This is a genomic window from Mumia quercus, from assembly GCF_025506335.1.
In the GTDB taxonomy this organism is placed as follows: domain Bacteria; phylum Actinomycetota; class Actinomycetes; order Propionibacteriales; family Nocardioidaceae; genus Mumia; species Mumia quercus.
Map to the genome: position 1 here is coordinate 15,881 of NZ_JANZYO010000009.1, position 19,685 is coordinate 35,565.

General features: G+C 70.8%; 25 protein-coding genes. 21 read left to right on the forward strand and 4 right to left on the reverse strand.

Going from position 1 to position 19,685, the window contains the following annotated elements:
- Positions 1-7: 7 nt before the first annotated feature.
- Together NYZ95_RS19180 and NYZ95_RS19185 are read right to left on the reverse strand one after the other, a co-directional pair.
- Positions 8-334, reverse strand: a complete 327-nt coding sequence (locus tag NYZ95_RS19180) for a PDGLE domain-containing protein (RefSeq protein WP_262852948.1) — start codon at positions 332-334, stop codon at positions 8-10.
- A complete protein-coding gene (locus tag NYZ95_RS19185; protein WP_262852949.1) occupies positions 331-1,026 on the reverse strand; it encodes an energy-coupling factor ABC transporter permease in 696 nt (231 codons plus the stop codon). The genes NYZ95_RS19180 and NYZ95_RS19185 overlap by 4 nt, the downstream gene beginning before the upstream one ends.
- A gap of 148 nt (positions 1,027-1,174) precedes the next feature.
- On the opposite strand from NYZ95_RS19185, the gene NYZ95_RS19190 reads away from it, so the two are divergent.
- Entirely contained in the window at positions 1,175-1,711 is a 537-nt protein-coding gene (locus tag NYZ95_RS19190; protein ID WP_262852950.1) for a DUF937 domain-containing protein, read from the forward strand.
- Positions 1,712-1,756: 45 nt separating this feature from the next.
- On the opposite strand, the gene NYZ95_RS19195 is transcribed toward NYZ95_RS19190, so the two are convergent.
- Positions 1,757-2,239: a pyridoxamine 5'-phosphate oxidase family protein gene (locus NYZ95_RS19195; RefSeq protein WP_262852951.1), complete on the reverse strand. Its 483-nt coding sequence runs from the start codon at positions 2,237-2,239 to the stop codon at positions 1,757-1,759.
- A 141-nt stretch (positions 2,240-2,380) separates the two neighbouring features.
- Here NYZ95_RS19195 and thrS point away from each other — a divergent pair, with 141 nt between their 5' ends.
- The 20 genes from thrS (at position 2,381) to NYZ95_RS19295 (ending at position 18,678) form a co-directional block, all read left to right on the forward strand.
- Positions 2,381-4,378, forward strand: a complete 1,998-nt coding sequence (gene thrS, locus NYZ95_RS19200; RefSeq protein ID WP_262852952.1) for a threonine--tRNA ligase — start codon at positions 2,381-2,383, stop codon at positions 4,376-4,378.
- Positions 4,375-4,932 (forward strand): HIT family protein, encoded by a 558-nt coding sequence (locus NYZ95_RS19205; protein ID WP_262852953.1) that lies wholly within the window; start codon positions 4,375-4,377, stop codon positions 4,930-4,932. The genes thrS and NYZ95_RS19205 overlap by 4 nt, the downstream gene beginning before the upstream one ends.
- Positions 4,920-5,540 (forward strand): phosphatidylinositol phosphate synthase, encoded by a 621-nt coding sequence (gene pgsA, locus NYZ95_RS19210; protein ID WP_262852954.1) that lies wholly within the window; start codon positions 4,920-4,922, stop codon positions 5,538-5,540. Before NYZ95_RS19205 ends, pgsA begins: the two co-directional genes overlap by 13 nt.
- Positions 5,537-6,484: a phosphatidylinositol mannoside acyltransferase gene (locus NYZ95_RS19215; protein WP_262852955.1), complete on the forward strand. Its 948-nt coding sequence runs from the start codon at positions 5,537-5,539 to the stop codon at positions 6,482-6,484. Before pgsA ends, NYZ95_RS19215 begins: the two co-directional genes overlap by 4 nt.
- On the forward strand, positions 6,481-7,593 hold the full coding sequence (locus tag NYZ95_RS19220; RefSeq protein ID WP_262852956.1) for a glycosyltransferase family 4 protein: 1,113 nt from the start codon (positions 6,481-6,483) through the stop codon (positions 7,591-7,593). The genes NYZ95_RS19215 and NYZ95_RS19220 overlap by 4 nt, the downstream gene beginning before the upstream one ends.
- The gene (locus NYZ95_RS19225; RefSeq protein ID WP_262852957.1) at positions 7,590-8,192 is read left to right on the forward strand and encodes a hypothetical protein; all 603 of its coding nucleotides are present in this window, start codon (positions 7,590-7,592) and stop codon (positions 8,190-8,192) included. The genes NYZ95_RS19220 and NYZ95_RS19225 overlap by 4 nt, the downstream gene beginning before the upstream one ends.
- 34 nt (positions 8,193-8,226) lie before the next feature.
- Positions 8,227-9,144: a pyridoxal 5'-phosphate synthase lyase subunit PdxS gene (gene pdxS / locus NYZ95_RS19230; RefSeq protein ID WP_262852958.1), complete on the forward strand. Its 918-nt coding sequence runs from the start codon at positions 8,227-8,229 to the stop codon at positions 9,142-9,144.
- A gap of 4 nt (positions 9,145-9,148) precedes the next feature.
- Positions 9,149-9,733, forward strand: coding sequence for a DUF6891 domain-containing protein (locus NYZ95_RS19235; protein WP_262852959.1), 585 nt, complete (start codon positions 9,149-9,151; stop codon positions 9,731-9,733).
- Positions 9,730-10,335 (forward strand): pyridoxal 5'-phosphate synthase glutaminase subunit PdxT, encoded by a 606-nt coding sequence (pdxT, locus tag NYZ95_RS19240; protein WP_262852960.1) that lies wholly within the window; start codon positions 9,730-9,732, stop codon positions 10,333-10,335. Before NYZ95_RS19235 ends, pdxT begins: the two co-directional genes overlap by 4 nt.
- A gap of 73 nt (positions 10,336-10,408) precedes the next feature.
- Positions 10,409-11,170, forward strand: a complete 762-nt coding sequence (locus NYZ95_RS19245) for a YebC/PmpR family DNA-binding transcriptional regulator (protein WP_262852961.1) — start codon at positions 10,409-10,411, stop codon at positions 11,168-11,170.
- Between the two features lie 25 nt (positions 11,171-11,195).
- Positions 11,196-11,630 (forward strand): hypothetical protein, encoded by a 435-nt coding sequence (locus tag NYZ95_RS19250; protein ID WP_262852962.1) that lies wholly within the window; start codon positions 11,196-11,198, stop codon positions 11,628-11,630.
- A 39-nt stretch (positions 11,631-11,669) separates the two neighbouring features.
- Positions 11,670-12,020 (forward strand): hypothetical protein, encoded by a 351-nt coding sequence (locus NYZ95_RS19255; protein ID WP_262852963.1) that lies wholly within the window; start codon positions 11,670-11,672, stop codon positions 12,018-12,020.
- 54 nt (positions 12,021-12,074) lie between these two features.
- Positions 12,075-12,470, forward strand: a complete 396-nt coding sequence (locus tag NYZ95_RS19260; RefSeq protein ID WP_262852964.1) for a hypothetical protein — start codon at positions 12,075-12,077, stop codon at positions 12,468-12,470.
- A 74-nt stretch (positions 12,471-12,544) separates the two neighbouring features.
- Positions 12,545-12,727: a CsbD family protein gene (locus NYZ95_RS19265; protein WP_308212267.1), complete on the forward strand. Its 183-nt coding sequence runs from the start codon at positions 12,545-12,547 to the stop codon at positions 12,725-12,727.
- A 154-nt stretch (positions 12,728-12,881) separates the two neighbouring features.
- The gene (gene ruvC, locus NYZ95_RS19270) at positions 12,882-13,484 is read left to right on the forward strand and encodes a crossover junction endodeoxyribonuclease RuvC (RefSeq protein ID WP_262852965.1); all 603 of its coding nucleotides are present in this window, start codon (positions 12,882-12,884) and stop codon (positions 13,482-13,484) included.
- Positions 13,481-14,107: a Holliday junction branch migration protein RuvA gene (gene ruvA, locus NYZ95_RS19275; protein WP_262852966.1), complete on the forward strand. Its 627-nt coding sequence runs from the start codon at positions 13,481-13,483 to the stop codon at positions 14,105-14,107. The genes ruvC and ruvA overlap by 4 nt, the downstream gene beginning before the upstream one ends.
- On the forward strand, positions 14,104-15,207 hold the full coding sequence (gene ruvB, locus NYZ95_RS19280) for a Holliday junction branch migration DNA helicase RuvB (RefSeq protein ID WP_262852967.1): 1,104 nt from the start codon (positions 14,104-14,106) through the stop codon (positions 15,205-15,207). The genes ruvA and ruvB overlap by 4 nt, the downstream gene beginning before the upstream one ends.
- 61 nt (positions 15,208-15,268) lie before the next feature.
- Complete coding sequence (gene yajC / locus NYZ95_RS19285; protein ID WP_262852968.1) at positions 15,269-15,592, forward strand: preprotein translocase subunit YajC; 324 nt, start codon at positions 15,269-15,271, stop codon at positions 15,590-15,592.
- A complete protein-coding gene (locus NYZ95_RS19290; protein ID WP_262852969.1) occupies positions 15,592-16,131 on the forward strand; it encodes an adenine phosphoribosyltransferase in 540 nt (179 codons plus the stop codon). Before yajC ends, NYZ95_RS19290 begins: the two co-directional genes overlap by 1 nt.
- A 204-nt stretch (positions 16,132-16,335) precedes the next feature.
- Positions 16,336-18,678: a RelA/SpoT family protein gene (locus NYZ95_RS19295; protein ID WP_279307996.1), complete on the forward strand. Its 2,343-nt coding sequence runs from the start codon at positions 16,336-16,338 to the stop codon at positions 18,676-18,678.
- Positions 18,679-18,757: 79 nt separating this feature from the next.
- On the opposite strand, the gene NYZ95_RS19300 is transcribed toward NYZ95_RS19295, so the two are convergent.
- On the reverse strand, positions 18,758-19,672 hold the full coding sequence (locus NYZ95_RS19300; RefSeq protein ID WP_262852971.1) for a type IV toxin-antitoxin system AbiEi family antitoxin: 915 nt from the start codon (positions 19,670-19,672) through the stop codon (positions 18,758-18,760).
- Positions 19,673-19,685: the final 13 nt, after the last annotated feature.

Below are 19,685 nucleotides of genomic sequence, written 5' to 3' on the forward strand. Positions count from 1 at the left end.
GAGGGTCTCAGTCGGGCGCGTGGGTGCGGCGTCGTACGACGAGCGCGACGCCTCCGGCGATCACGAGGACCAGGACGGTGCCGGTGATCCCGGCGAGCGCGCCGGAGAGGCGTGGGTTGTCGACACCCTTCGTCGTGTAGTCGGCCATCGGGCTGTCGGCCGACGACTTGTGGTCGTCGGCGGTGTCCAGGAACCCCTTGTCACCGGCGACGTACTCCAGGCCGTCGGGGTGGCTCGAGGCGTAGAAGCTGACGAACCCCGCCAGCACGAGTGCGACCACCAGGCCGACGAGCAGCACCGCGCGCCTCGACGGCGACTTCCGGCGCGCGCTCATGCTGGCTCCTCCTGGGTGGTGTGCAGCTCCAGGGTGCGCGCCCGCATCACCGGTCGCGCCCCGTACACGAGGTCCGGACGCACCGCCAGGACCGCGCTCACGACCAGGCCGGTGATGATCGCCTCGCCGATCCCGATGACGGTGTGCCAGCCGACCATCGCCGTTGCGAGCGAGCCCAGCGGGATCGGCGCCTCGCCGCCCAGCGCGTACAGGCCGGTGAAGGCGAGGGCCGCCGCGGGGACGGACACGAGTGCCGCGACCGCCGCTGCGGGAGCGACGGAGCTCAGCCGTGGAGGAAGCACGGCGCGGACCAGACGGAAGACGAGCCAGCCGACGGCGACCGCGACGATGCCCATGAGCGTGATGTTGGTGCCGAGGGCGGTGATGCCGCCGTCGGCGAACAGTAGGCACTGGACCAGCAGCACGGTGCTGAGGCACAGCACCGCCGTCCACGGACCGACCAGCACCGCCGCGAGGACCCCGCCGAGGAGATGGCCGCTGGTGCCCGCTCCGACGGGGAAGTTGATCATCTGCGTGGCGAAGACGAACGCTGCCACGAGCCCCGCCATCGGGGCGGTCCGCTCGTCCAGCTCGCGGCGCGCGCCGCGCAACGCGATCCCGACGCCTGCGACGGCCACGACGCCGGTCGCGACCGAGGTCGGCGCGTCGAGGAAACCGTCAGGAACGTGCATCTGCCGACAGTAAGTCGGGGGTTGCAGGCCCGCCATTCGGCGCCGCGTCGCAGCGCCCAGCACGTACCCGGCGGTCGGGAGCGTTTTGTGCCACGCTCGTACCGATCCGGCGCCGCGGCGGCGCCGACCGTCTCGGGGGAGTACCCACATGGCACGAATCGAAGACCTCTTTGCACAGATCCCGGTCGATCAGATCGCGGGCATGCTCGGGGTCGACGCGGAGCAGGTTCAGCAGGCAGCAGGAAAGGCCGTGCCGGCCCTCGTCGAGGGGATGCAGGCCAACGCGCAGGACCCGGCGGGCGCCGCCTCGCTCGAGAAGGCCCTGAGCCAGCACGGCGGGGAGCTCGACGGCGACCTCGACGCTGCGAAGATCGACACCGACGACGGCGCCAAGATCGTCAAGAACGTCTTCGGCGACAACGTCGACGGGGTTGCTCAGGCGCTGTCCGGGGGAGCGGGGGCAGGTCTGATCCAGAAGATCCTGCCGATGGTTGCCCCCCTCGTCATGGGCTTCCTGAGCAAGCAGGCGTCCGGCAGCGTCGCCAACAGCGCCGCCCCTCAGGCCGGCGGCCAGGTCGACCTGGGCGGTCTGCTCGGTGGCCTGCTCGGCGGCGGAGGTTCGAGCAACGCCGGCGGCGGTCTCGGAGACCTCCTCGGTGGCCTGCTCGGCGCGGGCAAGCGCTAGCCCACGACGCCGGCGACGGGACCGGCGACGGGCCGTGTCGCACCCTCAGGTGAGGTCGACGCGCTCGTTGTCGGCCCCGTCGTAGGGCTTCCCGGTGATCTTCGCCTTCGCGAAGCTCAGCAGCGAGGCGACCCGACCGCCGGGCGTGTCCCAGTACTCGCCGCCCTCGAGATCCACACGGATCAGGACGACGTTCGGGTCCTCGGGGCCCTCGGGCATCCAGGCCTCCGCGAAGGTGTTCCACAGCTCCTCCAGCTTCGCGCGGTCGTCCACGACCGTGGCGGTGCCCTGGAGCGACACCCAGGTGCTGGGCGAGGAGAACGTGATGCCGACGTGCGGCTGGGCGGTGATGTGGGCGACCTGACGCGAGTCGCGGGCCGTGATGAACCACATCTCGGCGGTCGGCTCTACCTCCTGCCGCGCCATCGGCCGGCTCGTGAGCGTCCCGTCGGCGTCCACGGTCGTGAACATCGCGATCGTGAGGTCGTCCAGCAGGTCGAGGAGCTGCTTCTCGTGACCGTCCGTCATGGCTGTCCTTCCGTCGGTGTCACCTCGCGGTACCCCGGGACCCGGACGGTATGCCGCCGCTGAGGCGAATACGGTGCGCGGCGTGACGGCCGGGGCGGATAGCATCGAGCCGACCTGTCTGGAACGTCCTGAAGGAGCACCGTGTCCGAGCTCAACGTCACCGTCGTCGGTCCCGCACATCGACAGGACCGCACCGTGACGCCCGGCACGAAGGCGTGGGAGCTCTTCGCCGAGGACCCCGACGTCATCGCGGTCAAGGTCGACGGCGCCCTGAAGGATCTCGCGTACGAGCTCGCGCCCGGCGACACCGTCGAGCCGGTCGCGATCTCCTCCAAGGACGGTCGCGACATCCTGCGCCACTCGACGGCGCACGTGATGGCGCAGGCCGTCCAGGAGCTGTTCCCCGAGGCCAAGCTGGGCATCGGCCCGCCGGTCCAGGACGGCTTCTACTACGACTTCGACGTCGCCAAGCCGTTCACCCCCGAGGACCTCGACAAGATCGAGTCCCGCATGCGCAAGATCATCAAGGAGAACCAGCGCTTCTCGCGCCGGCCGATCGACGACGACGAGGCGCGTGTCGAGCTCGCCGACGAGCCGTACAAGCTCGAGCTGATCGGGCTCAAGAGCTCGGCGGGAGCGGGCGACCTCGAGGGCGCAGCGGAGGGTGCGAGCGTCGAGGTCGGCGCGGGCGGCCTCACGATGTACGACAACCTCAACCGCAAGGGCGAGGTCGCCTGGACCGACCTGTGCCGCGGCCCCCACCTGCCGACGACCAAGCGCATCCCGGCGTTCAAGCTGATGCGCAGCGCGGCGGCGTACTGGCGGGGCAGCGAGAAGAACAAGCAGCTCCAGCGCATCTACGGCACCGCCTGGGAGAGCAAGGAGGCGCTCGCCGACTACCTCCACCGTCTGGAGGAGGCGCAGCGTCGCGACCACCGCAAGCTCGGCAACGAGCTGGACCTGTTCTCGTTCCCCGACCTCATCGGCCCGGGCCTGCCCGTGTTCCACCCCAAGGGCGGGGTGATCAAGCGGGAGATGGAGGACTACGTCCGCCAGCGGCACATCGAGGAGGGCTTCTCCTACGTCGGCACCCCGCACATCGCCAAGGAGGACCTGTACTTCACCTCCGGGCACCTGCCGTACTACGGCGAGGGCATGTTCCCCCCGATGGACGTCGACGGCCAGAACTACCGCCTCAAGGCGATGAACTGCCCGATGCACAACCTGATCTACTCCTCGCGCGGGCGCTCGTACCGTGAGCTCCCGCTGCGGCTGTTCGAGTTCGGCACGGTCTATCGCGACGAGAAGTCCGGCGTGCTGCAGGGCCTGACCCGCGTACGGATGATCAGCCAGGACGACTCGCACTCCTACGTCACCGAGGAGGGCGCTGCCGACGAGGTCCGGCATCTGCTCGACTTCATCCTGGGGCTGCTGCGCGACTTCGGGCTCGACGACTACTACATCGAGCTCTCGACGCGCGACGACCAGAACCTCGACAAGTTCATCGGGTCCGACGAGGAGTGGGAGGCCGCGACCAAGGTCCTCCACGACGTCGCGGTCGCCAGCGGTCTCGAGCTCGTGCCCGACCCGGGCGGCGCGGCCTTCTACGGCCCGAAGATCTCGGTCCAGACCCGCGACGCCATCGGCCGTACGTGGCAGATGTCGACCATCCAGTACGACTTCAACCAGCCGAAGCGCTTCGGCCTCGAGTACACCGCCGCCGACGGCTCCCGCAAGCAGCCGGTGATGATCCACTCCGCGAAGTTCGGGTCGATCGAGCGCTTCCTCGGCGTGCTGGTCGAGCACTACGCGGGCGCCTTCCCTCCGTGGCTCGCACCTGTGCAGGTCGTCGCGATCCCGGTCGCCGAGCGGCACGTCGACTACCTGCACGAGGTCGCGGCCAAGCTGCGCTCCCACGGGATCCGCGTCGAGGTCGACGAGGCCGACGAGCGCATGCAGAAGAAGATCCGCACCGCGCAGACGCAGAAGGTGCCCTTCATGCTGATCGCAGGCGACGACGACGTCGAGGCGGGCGCCGTGTCCTTCCGCTACCGCAGCGGCAGCCAGGACAACGGCGTGGACGTGGACGAGGCGATCGCGCGGATCGTCAAGGCCGTCGCCGACCGGGTCCAGGTATGACGGAGGACGGCGGCGCGTCCGGTCCCGATCCCCGAGAGGCGTGGGGTCGCACCGGTGACGGGTTCGAAGGGTTCGACCGCCTCTGGACCCCGCACCGGATGGCCTACATCACCGACGAGAGCCCGCGCGAGGACGGCTGCCCGTTCTGCCGCATGCTCGAGCGGCCGGACGAGGAGACGTTGATCGTCGCCCGCGGCGCGCTCGTCTACGCCGTCCTCAACCTGCACCCGTACAACCCCGGCCACCTCATGGTCGTCACCAACCGGCACGTCGGCGAGCTCGAGGACCTCACCGACGACGAGGCCCACGAGCTGACGGCGATGACGCAAGAGGCGGTGCGGGTCCTCAAACGGGTCAGCGGGCCGGCAGCGTTCAACGTCGGGCTCAACCTCGGTTCGGTCGCCGGCGGCTCGCTGTCGGCGCACCTCCATCAGCACGTCGTCCCACGGTGGAGGGGCGACTCCAACTACATCACCGTCACCGGAGGCACCAAGGTGCTGCCACAGCTGCTGGCCGACACCCGCGACCTCCTCTCGAAGGCATGGGGCGGCTGATGCTCGAACGCTTCCGCGCGACGTGGGCCAAGATCATGAGCCCGATCGCCGACCTGTTCCTCAAGCTCGGGATCAGCCCCGACGTCATCACGTTCGTCGGCACGCTGGGAGTCACCGCCGGTGCGCTCTGGTTCTATCCCCGGGGGGAGTTCTTCCTCGGCACCGTCGTGATCACCCTCTTCGTTTTCTCGGACATGGTCGACGGCCTCATGGCGCGCAAGTCCGGTCGCTCGAGCGCGTGGGGCGCGTTCCTCGACTCCACGCTCGACCGCATCGGCGACGCGGCGGTCTTCGGCGGGCTGGTCCTCTGGTACGCGGGCACCGGGGACGATCTCCTGATGACCGGCGTCGCGCTGTGGTGCCTCGTCGGCGGACAGCTCACCTCGTACGCACGGGCGCGCGCCGAGTCGCTCGGCATGGAGGCCAAGGGCGGGATCGCCGAGCGCTCCGACCGGCTCGTCGCCGTCCTGGCGATGACCGGGCTCTCGGGCATCTTCGACCTGCCGGTGCTGCGGACGATCGTGCTGTGGACGCTCGCGGTGGCCAGCACGATCACCGTCGTGCAGCGGATCCTCATGGTCCGCCGCCAGGCCCTGGCGCAGGCATGACCCGACCGGCCCGTGCTGCACGCTCGGCGCTCGGGACCGCCCGTACGTACGTGGAGGCCGCGGCCTACCGCGCGGGCTGGAACCTCGCCGTCCACGTCCCGCAGCCGGTGGTCGACCGCGCGCTGCGGATGACCGCCGACCAGCTGTACGGCCGTGGCGGCAGCGGCATCGCGCGCCTGCGTTCGAACCTCTCGCGCGCGGTCCCGGACGCCGACGACGCGGCGCTCGATGCCCTGACGCGCGACGCGATGCGCTCGTACCTGCGCTACTGGGGCGAGGTGTTCCGCCTGCCGCGGTTCACGACCGACGCCGCCGCCGTGGACGAGGCGATCGTCGTCGACCACGCCGAGCGCGCGTACGCGATGCGCGACGCCGGGCGCGGGATGATCGCGGCGCTGCCGCACATGGGCAACTGGGACCTCATGGGGGCGTGGGCGTGCGCCCACGGTCTTCCTCTGATGACGGTGATGGAGCGGCTGAAGCCCGAGCGCCTGTACGACGAGTTCGTCGCGTTCCGTGAGCGCATCGGGATGACCGTGCTCCCGCTGACCGGCGGCCCGCCGACCCTGCCGCTGCTCGCGGAGCACCTGCGAGGCGGCGGCTTCGTCTGCCTGCTCGCCGACCGGGACATGTCCCGCAGCGGGATCGCGGTGGACCTCCTCGGCGAGAAGGCGCGGATGCCGGTCGGACCGGCGCTGCTGGCCCAGCAGACGGGGGCCACGCTGTTCGTGGCAACCTCGCGCTACGACGACGAGGTGGGCAAGCTCAGGATGACGGTGCACGAGCCGGTCGCGACGCGTCCGGGCGAGGACGGTCTCGTGGCGATGATGCAGGACGTCGCCGACCTGTTCACCGCCGACATCCGCCGCAGCCCTGCCGACTGGCACATGCTGCAACGCGTCTTCGAGGTGGACCGTCGCCCAGGAGAAGGGGGAGCGCGATGAGGATCGGGATGGTGTGCCCGTACTCGTTCGACGTCCCCGGCGGTGTCCAGAACCACGTCCTGGACCTCACGCGCACGATGAGCGAGCTGGGAGTCGAGGTCTCCGTCCTCGCCCCGGCCGCCGACGACGACGACCTTCCCTCGTACGTGACGCCGGCCGGCCGCGCCGTGCCGGTGCGCTACAACGGCGCCGTCGCGCGCGTCTCCTTCGGGCCGATCGCGATGGCGCGGACACGTCGGTGGCTGCGCGACGGCAACTTCGACGTCCTCCACGTGCACGACCCCGCGACACCGAGCGTGTCGCTGATCGCGCTGAGCCTGGCCAGCGGTGTCTCGATCGCCACGATCCACACGTCGATCGGCCGCTCGCGCGCCCTGGCCGCCACCGAGCCGCTGCTGCGTCCGGCGATGGAGAAGCTGAGCGCCCGCATCACCGTCTCCCGCGAGGCGCAGCGGGTCGTCGCGCAGTACCAGGGCGGTGACTCGGTGATCATCCCCAACGGACTGTTCGTCGACGACTTCGCCAGCACCGAGCGCCGGGCCGCGCAGGACCCGAGCACGGCTCCCTCGCTCCTGTTCCTCGGACGTTTCGAGGAGACCCGCAAGGGCCTTCCCGTCCTGCTGGACGCGCTCCCTACGGTCATCGAGCGGTTCCCCGACCTGCGGCTCGTGGTCGCCGGAGCGGGCGATCCGCGCGCCGGCACCGCGATGGTGCCCGAGCGGCTGCGTCGCAACGTCGAGGTGGTCGGCCGGGTCTCCGACGACGAGCGTGCGCGGCTGCTGTCCGAGGCCGACCTCTACGTCGCCCCCAACACCGGCGGCGAGAGCTTCGGGATCGTCCTGATCGAGGCGATGGCAGCGGGAGCCCCGGTGGTCGCCAGCGACATCAGGGCCTTCGCCGACGTGCTCGAGGACGGGCGTCTCGGCGCGCTGTTCGCCAACGAGGACCCGGTCTCGCTCGCCAAGACCCTCGTCGACGCGCTCGACGACCCCGGTCGCGAGGAGCGCGCGGGGGTGGCACGCGAGGCGGTGCGGCGGTACGACTGGAGTGTGGTGGCCCCGCAGGTCATCAGCGTCTACGAGACGGTGCTCGGAGGAGGCGGCGCATGAGCACGCTGGAGTGGGTCCTCGTCATCGGTGCGGTCGTCGCGGCGATCACCGTCGCCCTGTCGACGACGGCAGGCCGGCTCGACCGGCTGCACATCCGCCTGGCCACCGCTCAGGCGTCGCTCGACCGGCAGCTCCTCGACCGCTCGACGTGCCTGCGCAACGTCGCCACGAGCGGCGTGCTGGACCCCGCGAGCGCCCTGGTCGCGGTCGAGGCCGCCGACGCCGCGCGCGCCGCGATCGGCAAGGTCGACCAAGAGGACCGAGAGACCGCGCTGAGCGAGGTCATGCGGACCGTCTTCGGCGACGCCGATGACGTCGACGCCCTGTGGGCGGCAGCCGACGAGCCGCAGCGGGAGATGCTCGCCGACCTCGGTGACGCCTGCGAGCGGGTCCAGCTCGCCCACCGGTTCCACGACGACCTCGTGGCCCGCACCGAACGGATGCGGCGCAAGCGGATCGTCCGCTGGGCGCGCCTCGCAGGACGCGCCCCCTGGCCGTACCGGATGGACTTCGACGACACCCCGCCCCCGCACCTGGTGGTCAAGGAGCGACCGATCGCCGGATCGGGGTCGGACGCGGCCGCGGCGGACGTACGATGAGGCCCGACCGAGCCGTACGACCGAGGTGAGAACGATGAGCGACAGCCCGCAGACCGTAGGCGAGACCGCCGCGGCGACCGGCACCGCGCGCGTCAAGCGCGGGATGGCCGAGATGCTGAAGGGCGGCGTCATCATGGACGTCGTCGACGCCGCGCAGGCCAAGATCGCCGAGGACGCCGGGGCGGTCGCCGTCATGGCGCTCGAACGGGTCCCGGCCGACATCCGGGCGCAGGGCGGTGTGGCGCGGATGAGCGACCCCGACCTCATCGACGGGATCATCGAGGCCGTCTCGATCCCGGTGATGGCCAAGGCGCGGATCGGGCACTTCGTCGAGGCGCAGGTGCTGCAGTCGCTCGGGGTGGACTACATCGACGAGTCGGAGGTGCTGACGCCCGCCGACTACGCCCACCACATCGACAAGTGGGCGTTCACCGTCCCGTTCGTCTGTGGTGCGACGAACCTCGGTGAGGCCCTGCGCCGCATCACCGAGGGGGCGGCGATGATCCGCTCGAAGGGTGAGGCAGGCACGGGGGACGTCTCGAACGCGACGACCCACATGCGGGCGATGCGCGACGAGATCCGCCGCCTCCAGAACCTTCCGCCCGACGAGCTGTACGTGGCGGCCAAGGAGCTCCAGGCCCCGTACGAGCTGGTGCGCGAGGTCGCCGAGAACGGCAGGCTGCCCGTGGTGCTGTTCACCGCCGGCGGCATCGCGACACCCGCGGACGCGGCGATGATGAGGCAGCTCGGCGCCGAGGGCGTGTTCGTGGGTTCGGGCATCTTCAAATCCGGCAACCCAGCCGAGCGCGCCTCGGCGATCGTGAAGGCGACGACCTTCTACGACGACCCCGACGTCATCGCGAAGGTCTCGCGCGGGCTGGGGGAGGCGATGGTCGGCATCAACGTCGCCGACGTCCCGGAGCCGCACCGCCTCGCTGAGCGCGGTTGGTGAGCACGTGCCCTTCTTCTCCGCTCCGAAGCTGACCGACGCCGAGGCGCTGCGCGGCTACGCCCGCGTCCTCGTACGCGCGGGACTGTCCGGACCGGACGCGTGGGTCCGTGAGGTCGCCGTCGCGGCGCGCGACGACGCCGGGCTCGACGACCCCGAGGGCGAGGCGCGCCGGCTGGTCACCGAGGCTCGCGCGGCACTGCTCGCCGAGGAGTCGACGTGGCCGGAGCGCACGGACTACGACGCTCTCCAGGACGCGCTCGCCGGGCTCGAGGCCGAAGGCGTCGTCGTGCTCCAGGGCGTCGACGACCACTGGGCTGCTGCGGCTGCCCTGCGGGAGGCTGCCGCGCGCGGTGAGGCCGTACGCGGGGTGGTGTGGTTCACGCCCTCCGACGTCTGGCACGCCGTCGACCACGGGATGCTGGAGCTGAACGCGTGGCACCCGGACTCGGCGAACATCGCCGACGGCGACGCGCTCTGCACGCTGGTGCTCGAGGCGCTCGACGCGCAGGGTCTGGCCGCGCACTTCGACGAGGGTCGTGTCGAGGTGCGGGCGTTCTGGCACCGGCGTTCCGGCGGCGTCGAGGCGTGAGCGCCGTGCGTGTCGGCGTCCTCGCCCTGCAGGGGGACGTCCGGGAGCACCTGCGCATGCTGGCCGACAGCGGCGCCGAGCCCTCGACCGTACGACGCGCCGACGAGCTGGAGACGGTCGAGGCGCTCGTCGTCCCCGGCGGCGAGTCGACGACGATCGACAAGCTGTCGCGGGCGTTCGACCTGCGCGAGCCGATCCGCGGACGGATCGCGGCCGGGATGCCGGTGCTCGGTACGTGCGCCGGGATGATCATGCTCGCCGACCGCATCGAGGGCGGCATCGCCGGCCAGCAGACGTTCGGTGGCCTCGACGTGACGGTGCGCCGCAACGCGTTCGGGCGGCAGGTGGACTCGTTCGAGGCCGACCTGCGCGTGGAGGGCCTCGACGCACCGATGCGGGCGGCCTTCATCCGCGCTCCCTGGGTCGAGCGGTACGGGCCGGACGTCGAGGTGCTCGCGAGCGTCGACAGGGGAGAGGCCGGTGTGCACCCGGTGGTCGTACGCCAGGGGCCGCTGCTCGCCGCGTCGTTCCACCCCGAGGTCGGACGGGACGACCGGCTGCACCGCCGGTTCGTCGGGATGTGCCGCGAAGCCTTGCGCTGAGGCAACGATAGGATCGAGGGCGGTCGTCTCCGCGGCCGATTCGCAGTCGTAGACCCGAGAGCAGGTGGATGCCGTGTCAGGCCACTCCAAGTGGGCGACCACCAAGCACAAGAAGGCTGTCATCGACGCCAAGCGCGGCAAGATGTTCGCCAAGCTGATCAAGAACATCGAGGTCGCCGCGCGCACCGGCGGCCCCGACCCCGCCGGCAACCCGACGCTCTACGACGCCATCCAGAAGGCCAAGAAGTCGTCGGTCCCCAACGACAACATCGACCGTGCCGTCAAGCGCGGCGGCGGGCTCGACGGAGCGGGCGTCGACTACACGACGATCATGTACGAGGGCTACGCCCCCGGCGGCGTCGCGCTGCTCATCGAGTGCCTCACGGACAACAAGAACCGCGCGGCCATGGAGGTCCGCACGGCGATGACCCGCAACGGCGGCAACATGGCCGACCCGGGGTCGGTGTCGTACATGTTCTCCCGCAAGGGCGTCGTCATCGTCCCCGCCGAGCAGGAGGGCAAGACGCTCACCGAGGACGACGTCCTCGAGGTGGTCCTCGATGCCGGTGCGGAGGACGTCAACGACCTCGACGGCTCGTTCGAGGTCATCAGCGAGGCCGGCGACGTGGTCGCCGTCCGTACGGCGCTGCAGGACGGCGGGATCGACTACGACTCGGCAGAGTCCTCGTTCGTGCCGTCGATGACCGTCGAGGTCGACGCGGACGTCGCCGGCAAGGTGCTGCGTCTCATCGACGCCCTCGAGGACTGCGACGACGTCCAGAACGTCTTCGCCAACTTCGACGCGTCCGACGAGGTCATGGCGCAGGTCGGCTGACCCGGCTGCGTACGGAGACCCCCGGATGAAGCTCCGCGACGCCGACGGCGTCCGCTGGACCGTCCGCCGGCGTTGGCTGCCGTGGCGCGTCCGCTCGAATGGCCTGCTCGACTACCTCCCGACCGGCGGCGGCTCGTCGTACGCCCCGGACGACCCGATCCTGCTGGTGCTCTGGTTGATCCTGGTCGTCCCGGTCGTGGTGGTGGGGACGATCGTCCTCCTGGTGCTCGGTCTCGAGCTGGCGCTCGTGCTGGTGGTTCTGCCCGCCGTGGTGCTCGCCCGGGCGCTGTTCGTCGGCTGGACCGTCGTGGTGCGGCGCAACGGCACGGTGGTCGGCACGGAGCGGGTGAAGGGCTGGCGGGCCTCGCGCGCCCGGATCCGTGCCGTCGCTGAGGAGCTCCGTCGCCGGCCGCCCACGCGGCTCGTCGACACGACGGGAGATCCGTACCAGCTCGGTTGAGCTCTTCCCGGTTCCTCGTCGCGGTGTCACGATGAGTCGATGGACATCCTGCGCGCAGGAGGCACGTTCTGGCGGATCGCCCGCCGACGGCAGCGCGCGGACCCCGGCGAGCCGTTGCCGTGGATGCCGGAGTTCGCCGGTGGTGCCGCCGGGCCGCCGTCGCCGTCGGAGCTGGGCTGGCGCCCGATCGTCGTGACGTGCGACGGGGTCGTGATGCACGTGGAGCCCGCTCCGGGTCGTCGTGACACGCCCCGGCGGATCCAGGAGATCGCCACGGCGCTGTACGGCCTGCCGTGGGCGGCCAGCACCGCCGACGACCCGCCGCACGCGCCGTACCGGCCCCGGCCGGAGGCGCCCGGGCACACGTTCAACGGCTTCGGCCCGCCCTGACACCCTCAGGTGCAACTCCGTTCTCGGTGGCGGTCGTCTGTGCCAGGATCGGCCATGGACATCCTGCGGCCTGGGGGCACGTTCTGGCGGATCGCTCGTCGGCGTCTTCGTGTGGATCGCGGTGAGCCGGTGCCGTGGATGCCGGAGCTCGGCGGTGGTGTCGCTGCGCCGGCGGCGGCGGGGTCGGAGCTGGGGTGGCGGCCGATCGTGGTGTCGCGGAACGGTGCGGTCGTGCACGTGGAGCGTGCCCCGGCCCGTCGGGAGGTGCCTCGTCGGATCAAGGAGATCGCCACGGCGGTGTACGCGCTGCCGTCGACGGCGAGCACCGCGGACGATCCGTCGCACGCGCCGTACAAGCCTGCTCCCGGCCCCGCGACGACGGGCGGGTGGGGCGTCCCGGGGCAGGCGAACAGCGGAGACCTGCCCGGTGGCGGCGGCGGCAGCGCGTGATCTGCGTCGCGCTCGGTGTAGAACGCCCGGCGGCGGGTACCCGTGGGGTCAAGACGAACCCGAATCTCGAGGAGATGACTGCGATGGGTCTCGACGACAAGCTCAGCAACACGGGCGAAGACCTCAAGGGCAAGGCCAAGGAGGCCACCGGCAAGGCTCGCGGCGATGAGTCGCAGGAGGCCGAGGGCAAGACCGACCAGTCGAAGTCGGATCTGAAGCAGGCCGGCGAGAAGGTCAAGGACGCCTTCAAGAAGTAGTCGTCCGCCCACACCGGCTCGGCCCCTCCGCACGTGTGCGGAGGGGCCGTTCCACGTCTCGGCGCGTCGCCGCCGGAGCCGCTCCGGTCACCGTTAGGGTGTCGAACATGTGTTCGCTGGAGTCTGCCCTGCGGGGTCGCCCGTGACAGCGGCGATGAGAGTGCTCGGCGTCGACCCCGGCCTGACCCGCTGTGGCGTCGGTGTCGTCGAGGGCCGCGTGGGCCGTACGCTGCGGGCGGTCGCGGTCGACGTGATCCGCACCCCGGCCGACGACGACGTGGCGCACCGCCTCCTCGCCATCGAGCGGGGTCTCTCTGCCGCGATCGAGGCCTATCAGCCGGACGTCGTCGCCGTCGAGCGGGTCTTCAGCCAGAACAACGTCTCCACCGTCATGGGCACCGCCCAGGCCAGCGGCATCGCCATGGTCGCCGCCGCCCGCCGGGGCCTGCCGGTGGCGCTCCACACGCCGAGCGAGGTCAAGGCCGCCGTGACCGGCAACGGCCGCGCCGACAAGGCCCAGGTGACCGCAATGGTCACGCGGCTGCTCGGCCTCGAGATCGCGCCGAGGCCCGCCGACGCCGCCGACGCCCTCGCGCTCGCGATCTGCCACGTCTGGCGCGGCACCTCGGTCAACCGGCTCGACGCCGCGCTGGCCGCGGCCCGCAAGTCCCAGGCACCTCAGCGCACCGCCGCAGAGCCGATCCGCTCGCGGATCCCCGGCAGCGTCCCGTCCCCCGACAGAAGGAAGGCCCGATGATCGCCTTCGTCCGTGGCACCGTCGCCTCCACCGCGCTGGACTCCGCTGTCCTCGACGTCGGCGGCGTCGGCATGCTCGTCCAGTGCACGCCGGGCACGCTCGCCGGTCTCCGGCACGGGGAGCAGGCGCAGGTCGCCACGAGCCTGGTCGTCCGCGAGGACTCGATGACGCTGTACGGGTTCAGCGATGACGACGAGCGCGACACCTTCGAGCTCGCCCAGACCGCCAGCGGCGTCGGCCCGAAGGTCGCCCAGGCGATCATCGCCGTCCTCGGCCCGGAGGGGCTGCGTCGCGCCGTCGCCGAGGAAGACCTCAAGTCTCTGACCAAGGTCCCCGGGATCGGCACGAAGGGCGCGCAGCGGATCGTCCTCGAGCTGAAGGACCGCATCGGCGCCGTCCGTACCGTGGCCGCTCCGGCGTCTGCCTCGAGCGCGAGTCCGGCCGAGTCCGACTGGCGGCCCCAGGTGCATGCCGCGCTCGTCGGCCTGGGATGGAGCGCCCGCGAGGCCGAGAACGCCGTCGTCGCCGTCGTCCCGGTCGCCGCCGAACAGCTCGAGAGCGCCGGCGCCGTCGACGTGTCGGCGCTGCTGCGCGCGGCCCTCCGTACGCTCTCGAAGGCATGAGGGAGGAGCACGGGTCCATGGACGACCACGATCTCGACACACGTCACCTGGCGGCCGCCGAGGAGGCCGAGCTCGAGTCACGTCTCGTACGCCCCGACGCCGTGTCCGACGAGCAGGCGTACGAGGCGGCGCTGCGCCCTCGTACCCTCGACGAGCTGATCGGGCAGGAGCGCGTCCGCGAGCAGCTCTCGCTCGTGCTGACCGCGGCCCGCGGACGCGGCCGTACGCCCGACCACGTCCTGCTGTCGGGGCCGCCCGGCCTCGGCAAGACGACCCTCGCGATGATCATCGCCGCCGAGCTCGGGACGTCGCTGCGCCTGACCAGCGGGCCCGCGATCCAGCACGCGGGCGACCTCGCTGCGATCCTCTCCGGCATCAACGAGGGCGACGTCCTGTTCGTCGACGAGATCCACCGCATGTCGCGGCCCGCCGAGGAGCTGCTCTACATGGCGATGGAGGACTTCCGCGTCGACGTCGTGATCGGTAAGGGGCCGGGGGCCACGGCCATCCCGCTCCAGATCCCGCAGTTCACGCTCGTGGGCGCGACCACCCGTGCCGGCCTGCTGCCGGGGCCGTTGCGCGACCGGTTCGGGTTCACCGCCCAGCTGGAGTACTACGAGGCGCACGAGCTCCACCGCATCGTCGAGCGGTCCGCGGCGCTCCTCGGGGTGCAGACCACGCCCAACGGCGGGCTCGAGATCGCGTCACGCTCCCGCGGCACCCCACGGATCGCGAACCGGCTCCTGCGCCGCGTCCGTGACTACGCCGAGGTCCGGGGGAGCGGCGTGGTCGACCTCGAGATCGCCCACCGGGCGCTCGACCTGTACGAGGTGGACCGCATCGGCCTCGACCGGCTCGACCGGGCCGTCCTCGACGCGCTCTGCCGCAGCTTCGCCGGGGGACCGGTCGGTGTCTCGACGCTCGCCGTCGCCGTGGGGGAGGAGCGCGAGACGGTCGAGGAGGTCGCCGAGCCCTTCCTCGTGCGCCAGGGATTCTTGGCTCGTACGCCGCGTGGCCGCGTCGCGACCCCTGCGGCGTGGGAGCACCTCGGGCTCAAGGCGCCGAGCCCGTCGTCAGATCCCACGCTGCCGCTGGACTGAGGACTGCCCGCTAGACTCGCCTCGCACGACGTAGCCCCCATCCACCACGCCTGGAGCCACCGTGAACGACGTTGCAGCCCTGCTGCCGATCATCCTGCTCGTCCTCGTCTTCTACTTCTTCATCATGCGTCCGCAGAGCAAGCGGCGCCGCGAGTTCCTCGACATGCAGCAGAAGGTGCAGGTCGGCTCGCGCGTGATGATCACGAGCGGCATCTTCGGCACCGTCGTGGGGCTCGGTGACGACTCGATGACGCTGTCGATCGCACCCGGCGTCGAGATCGAGGTCCACCGCAACGTCGTCGCCAAGATCATCGACGACTCCTCCACGCCCGCCGTCGAGGAGAGCATCGAGCGCCCCCGCGACGACGAGAACGGCACCGCCTGATGCCTTCGAGCCTCACTGAGGCGCTCGACACCCTGGTCCGTGACATCGCGGACTGGCCCGAGCCGGGCGTCGTGTTCCGCGACGTGACTCCGCTGCTGGCGGATCCGGACGGGCTTCGGCTCACGGTCGAGGGCCTGGCCGGCCTCGGCCATGAGATCGCCGGCGGCCCGATCGACAAGGTCGTCGGCATCGAGGCGCGTGGGTTCATCTTCGGGACCCCCGTCGCCGTCGCCCTCGGGGCGGGTTTCGTCCCCGCACGCAAGGCGGGCAAGCTCCCCTCGGCCACTCACGGCGTCGAGTACGACCTCGAGTACGGCGCCGCGACGGTCGAGATCCACCAGGACGGCCTCGCGCCAGGCGACCGGGTCCTCGTCGTCGACGACGTCCTCGCCACGGGCGGGACGATGGCAGCCGTCGACGAGCTGATCGCCCGTACGGGCGCGAACCCGGTCGCCAACGTGGTCGTCCTCGAGATCGGCGCACTCGGTGGCCGCGCCCGGATGGCCGCCGACCGCTTCGGCGCCCTGCGTACGTACTGACCGTCCTGACCGGTCCGTCTCGGGCCTCCCGGTACCATGCATCGCGTGAGCCCTGAGAGCACGAAGCTGGTCGCGATCGTCGTCGTCATCGCCATGGTCCTCGCCGGCGGGGCGACCGTCTTCTCGATGCTGGTCGGCTAGTCCACCGCTCCTGCGGGACCGCTCCCCGATCCTGGCGGTCGCCCCCTAGGATGGCGGCCTACGATGGAGGCGGAGGTGCCTGTGGCCGAGCGTGCGCGGACCGAGTCAGAGCCTCGCAAGGAGTCCGTCCCGACTCCGGCGAGGGTGCGATCGCGCCTGGCCAGGCTCGGGAGCGGGCGGTCGTCGTCCGACGGCCCCGTGGTGCTGGACCCGCTCTTGCGGATCGTCCGCACCAACCACCCGAAGGCTGACACCGCGGTCATCGTCCGCGCGTACAAGATCGCGGCCAAGATGCACCGCGGCCAGAAGCGCAAGAGCGGCGACCCGTACATCACGCACCCGTTGGCGGTCGCGACCATCCTCGCCGAGCTCGGCATGACGCCGCCCACGATCGTCGCCGCCCTCCTCCACGACACCGTCGAGGACACGCCCTACACGCTCGAGCAGCTCACCAAGGACTTCGGCGCCGAGGTCGCACGCCTGGTCGACGGCGTCACCAAGCTCGACAAGGTCCGCTACGGCGAGAACGCCGAGGCCGAGACGATCCGCAAGATGATCGTCGCGATGAGCCGTGACATCCGGGTCCTCATCATCAAGCTGGCCGACCGGCTCCACAACATGCGCACGCTGCGCTACCTGCGCCAGGACAAGCAGCAGCGCAAGGCCCGCGAGACGATCGAGATCTATGCGCCGCTGGCGCACCGCCTCGGCATGAACACCATCAAGTGGGAGCTCGAGGACCTGTCGTTCGCGACGCTCCACCCGAAGGTCTACGACGAGATCGTGCGCCTGGTCGCCGATCGTGCGCCGTCGCGCGAGGACTTCATGTCCCAGGTGATCACCCAGGTCACCGACGACCTCAAGAACGCCAAGATCAAGGCCAAGGTGACCGGCCGGCCCAAGCACTACTACTCGATCTACCAGAAGATGATCGTCCGCGGCCGCGACTTCGCCGACATCTACGACCTGGTCGGCATCCGTGTGCTCGTCGAGACGGTGTCGGAGTGCTACGGCGTCCTCGGTGTCGTCCACGCCCGCTGGAACCCTGTGCCCGGGCGGTTCAAGGACTACATCGCCATGCCGAAGTTCAACATGTACCAGTCGCTTCACACGACGGTCGTGGGCCCGCAAGGCAAGGCGGTAGAGCTGCAGATCCGCACGCAGCAGATGCACCGTCGCGCCGAGTACGGCGTCGCCGCCCACTGGAAGTACAAGGAGGACGGCGGCAAGGACGGCGGGAAGGGTGCCGCCAAGGGTGGAGCGTCGTTGGGTGCCTCCGGCACGGACGACCTCGCCTGGATCCGCCAGCTCCTGGAGTGGCAGCAGGAGAACGAGGAGTCGCAGGACTTCCTCGAGAGCCTGCGGTTCGACCTGTCCGACCAGGTGTACGTCTACACGCCGCGCGGCGACGTCATCGGGCTCCCGGCCGGGTCGACGCCGATCGACTTCGCGTACGCGGTCCACACCGAGGTCGGGCACACGACGATCGGCGCGCGGGTCAACGGCCGCCTCGTGTCGCTGGAGTCCAAGCTCGAGAACGGCGACTCGGTCGAGGTCTTCACCTCGAAGGCGCCCGGCGCCGGGCCGAGCCGCGACTGGCTCGACTTCGTCAAGAGCCCGCGCGCCCGCAACAAGATCAAGCAGTGGTTCACCAAGGAGCGGCGCGACGAGGCGATCGAGCGCGGCAAGGACGCGCTCACCCGCCAGATGCGCAAGGAGGGGCTGCCGCTGCAGCGCCTCCTCAAGCACGAGACGCTGGCGACGGTCGCGAAGGACCTCCACCTCGCCGACGTGTCCTCGCTGTACGCGGCCGTCGGCGAGGGGCGGGTCAGCCCGCAGAACGTCGTCGAGCGCGTGCTCGCCCTCATGGGCGGCGAGGAGGGTGCGAGCGAAGACCTCGCTGAGGCCGTCGTCGTGCCGGACGAGACGTCGCGCCGCCGCCGGGTCCGCCGCGGCGACGCCGGCGTCCTCGTGAAGGGCATGGACGGGTCCGTGGCGATCAAGCTGGCGCGCTGCTGCACCCCGGTGCCCGGCGACGAGATCATCGGATTCGTCACGCGGGCGCAGGGCGTCTCGGTGCACCGGCGCTCGTGCACCAACGCTGCGAGCCTCCTCAAGGAGGAGGAGCGCCTCGTCGACGTCGAGTGGGCGCCGAGCTCGTCGAGCATGTTCCTGGTCGCGATCCAGGTGGAGGCGCTCGACCGGGCGCGGCTGCTGTCGGATCTCACGCGCGTCCTCTCGGACCAGCACGTCAACATCCTGTCGGCGTCGCTGTCGACCGGCCGCGACCGCGTCGCGAAGTCGACCTTCACCTTCGAGATGGGCGACCCGGCGCACCTCGGCCATGTGCTCAAGGCCGTCCGGACCGTCGAGGGCGTCTTCGACGTCTACCGCGTCAACCAGTAACGCTCGCGAGAGACTTCCGGGACCCTCGCGAGAGACCTCCCGCACCCTCGCGAGAGACTTCCGGGACCCTCGCGAGCGATCACCAGAAGCGCGGCTCGGGCTCGATCCCGATGAGCTCGCCTATGCGCAGCTCGAACGCGGGATCGGTACCGAAGATGGTCTCGCGGTCGCCGTTCGCCCACCTCCATCCCCACAGCCGGGAGAGGAGTGCGCGACGCAGCTCGTCGTGCTCGGCATCGGCCGCCATCGTGTGGAACTCTCGCCCGTCGTACTCCGACGCGACCAGCAGGTGGGGGTACGCGAGGTCGAGGTAGCGGAACGACCCATCAGGCATCCGTACGGGGTGCTGCGCCGTCGGGCGTGGGAAGCCCGCGTCGAGGAGCCGAAGCCGCTGCCAGCTCTCGCCCGCCGACTGTGCCAAGGGTTCGATCAGGTGCGCCAGCGACCGTGCCTGGACGATCCCGGGAAAGCCCTTGAGCCTGCCGACTGCCTCGACGACCTCGGGAACCTCGACGAGGCCGGCATGCGCCATCCCGTCGGCGGCTGCCAGAGCGTACGGACGCCACAGCTTGCGGAGCAGGTCGGTGGTCGTACGCAGAGGAGTCGTGACGGCGATGCCGTCGACCTCCATGACGTCGCCGGGCGGGAGGATCGCCTGTCGGCAGTCGACTCCCTCGATCTCGGATCGGGTGGTGCCGTGCGGGACGACGAAGGTGGGCGAGAGGCGGTGTCGTTCGCTCGGCTTGAAGGTGTCGACGTGGAACAGCCATGCGGCGAGGCTGTCGCACACGACCGCCTCGCGTGGTGCGACGAGCTGTGCTGCTTCCAGGCGGAAGGCACGCGTGTCGGCGACGTTGACGTCGGCGTACACATACGTGAGGACCTCGCGCACTCGCTTCTCGTCGAGCGCGCGAGCCAGCTCTCGAGGCGTCAGACCTACGTCGTGGGCGTCGCGGCGGAGGAAAGGGCGTCCGTCGTTGATGAGCTCGGCCATGCGTCCATGGAAG

Excerpts from the sequence above, each read along its gene's own strand:
- ruvC (WP_262852965.1), top strand. The coding sequence starts at position 12,882 with ATGAGAGTGCTCGGCGTCGACCCCGGCCTGACCCGCTGTGGCGTCGGT.
- NYZ95_RS19290 (WP_262852969.1), top strand. The coding sequence starts at position 15,592 with ATGCCTTCGAGCCTCACTGAGGCGCTCGACACCCTGGTCCGTGACATC.
- NYZ95_RS19205 (WP_262852953.1), top strand. The coding sequence starts at position 4,375 with ATGACGGAGGACGGCGGCGCGTCCGGTCCCGATCCCCGAGAGGCGTGG.
- NYZ95_RS19185 (WP_262852949.1), bottom strand. The coding sequence starts at position 1,026 with ATGCACGTTCCTGACGGTTTCCTCGACGCGCCGACCTCGGTCGCGACC.
- NYZ95_RS19190 (WP_262852950.1), top strand. The coding sequence starts at position 1,175 with ATGGCACGAATCGAAGACCTCTTTGCACAGATCCCGGTCGATCAGATC.
- ruvB (WP_262852967.1), top strand. The coding sequence starts at position 14,104 with ATGAGGGAGGAGCACGGGTCCATGGACGACCACGATCTCGACACACGT.
- NYZ95_RS19265 (WP_308212267.1), top strand. The coding sequence starts at position 12,545 with ATGACTGCGATGGGTCTCGACGACAAGCTCAGCAACACGGGCGAAGAC.
- NYZ95_RS19260 (WP_262852964.1), top strand. The coding sequence starts at position 12,075 with ATGGACATCCTGCGGCCTGGGGGCACGTTCTGGCGGATCGCTCGTCGG.
- NYZ95_RS19220 (WP_262852956.1), top strand. The coding sequence starts at position 6,481 with ATGAGGATCGGGATGGTGTGCCCGTACTCGTTCGACGTCCCCGGCGGT.
- NYZ95_RS19195 (WP_262852951.1), bottom strand. The coding sequence starts at position 2,239 with ATGACGGACGGTCACGAGAAGCAGCTCCTCGACCTGCTGGACGACCTC.
- pdxS (WP_262852958.1), top strand. The coding sequence starts at position 8,227 with ATGAGCGACAGCCCGCAGACCGTAGGCGAGACCGCCGCGGCGACCGGC.
- NYZ95_RS19300 (WP_262852971.1), bottom strand. The coding sequence starts at position 19,672 with ATGGCCGAGCTCATCAACGACGGACGCCCTTTCCTCCGCCGCGACGCC.
- NYZ95_RS19225 (WP_262852957.1), top strand. The coding sequence starts at position 7,590 with ATGAGCACGCTGGAGTGGGTCCTCGTCATCGGTGCGGTCGTCGCGGCG.
- NYZ95_RS19255 (WP_262852963.1), top strand. The coding sequence starts at position 11,670 with ATGGACATCCTGCGCGCAGGAGGCACGTTCTGGCGGATCGCCCGCCGA.
- NYZ95_RS19215 (WP_262852955.1), top strand. The coding sequence starts at position 5,537 with ATGACCCGACCGGCCCGTGCTGCACGCTCGGCGCTCGGGACCGCCCGT.
- pgsA (WP_262852954.1), top strand. The coding sequence starts at position 4,920 with ATGGGGCGGCTGATGCTCGAACGCTTCCGCGCGACGTGGGCCAAGATC.
- NYZ95_RS19180 (WP_262852948.1), bottom strand. The coding sequence starts at position 334 with ATGAGCGCGCGCCGGAAGTCGCCGTCGAGGCGCGCGGTGCTGCTCGTC.
- ruvA (WP_262852966.1), top strand. The coding sequence starts at position 13,481 with ATGATCGCCTTCGTCCGTGGCACCGTCGCCTCCACCGCGCTGGACTCC.
- NYZ95_RS19295 (WP_279307996.1), top strand. The coding sequence starts at position 16,336 with ATGGAGGCGGAGGTGCCTGTGGCCGAGCGTGCGCGGACCGAGTCAGAG.
- NYZ95_RS19250 (WP_262852962.1), top strand. The coding sequence starts at position 11,196 with ATGAAGCTCCGCGACGCCGACGGCGTCCGCTGGACCGTCCGCCGGCGT.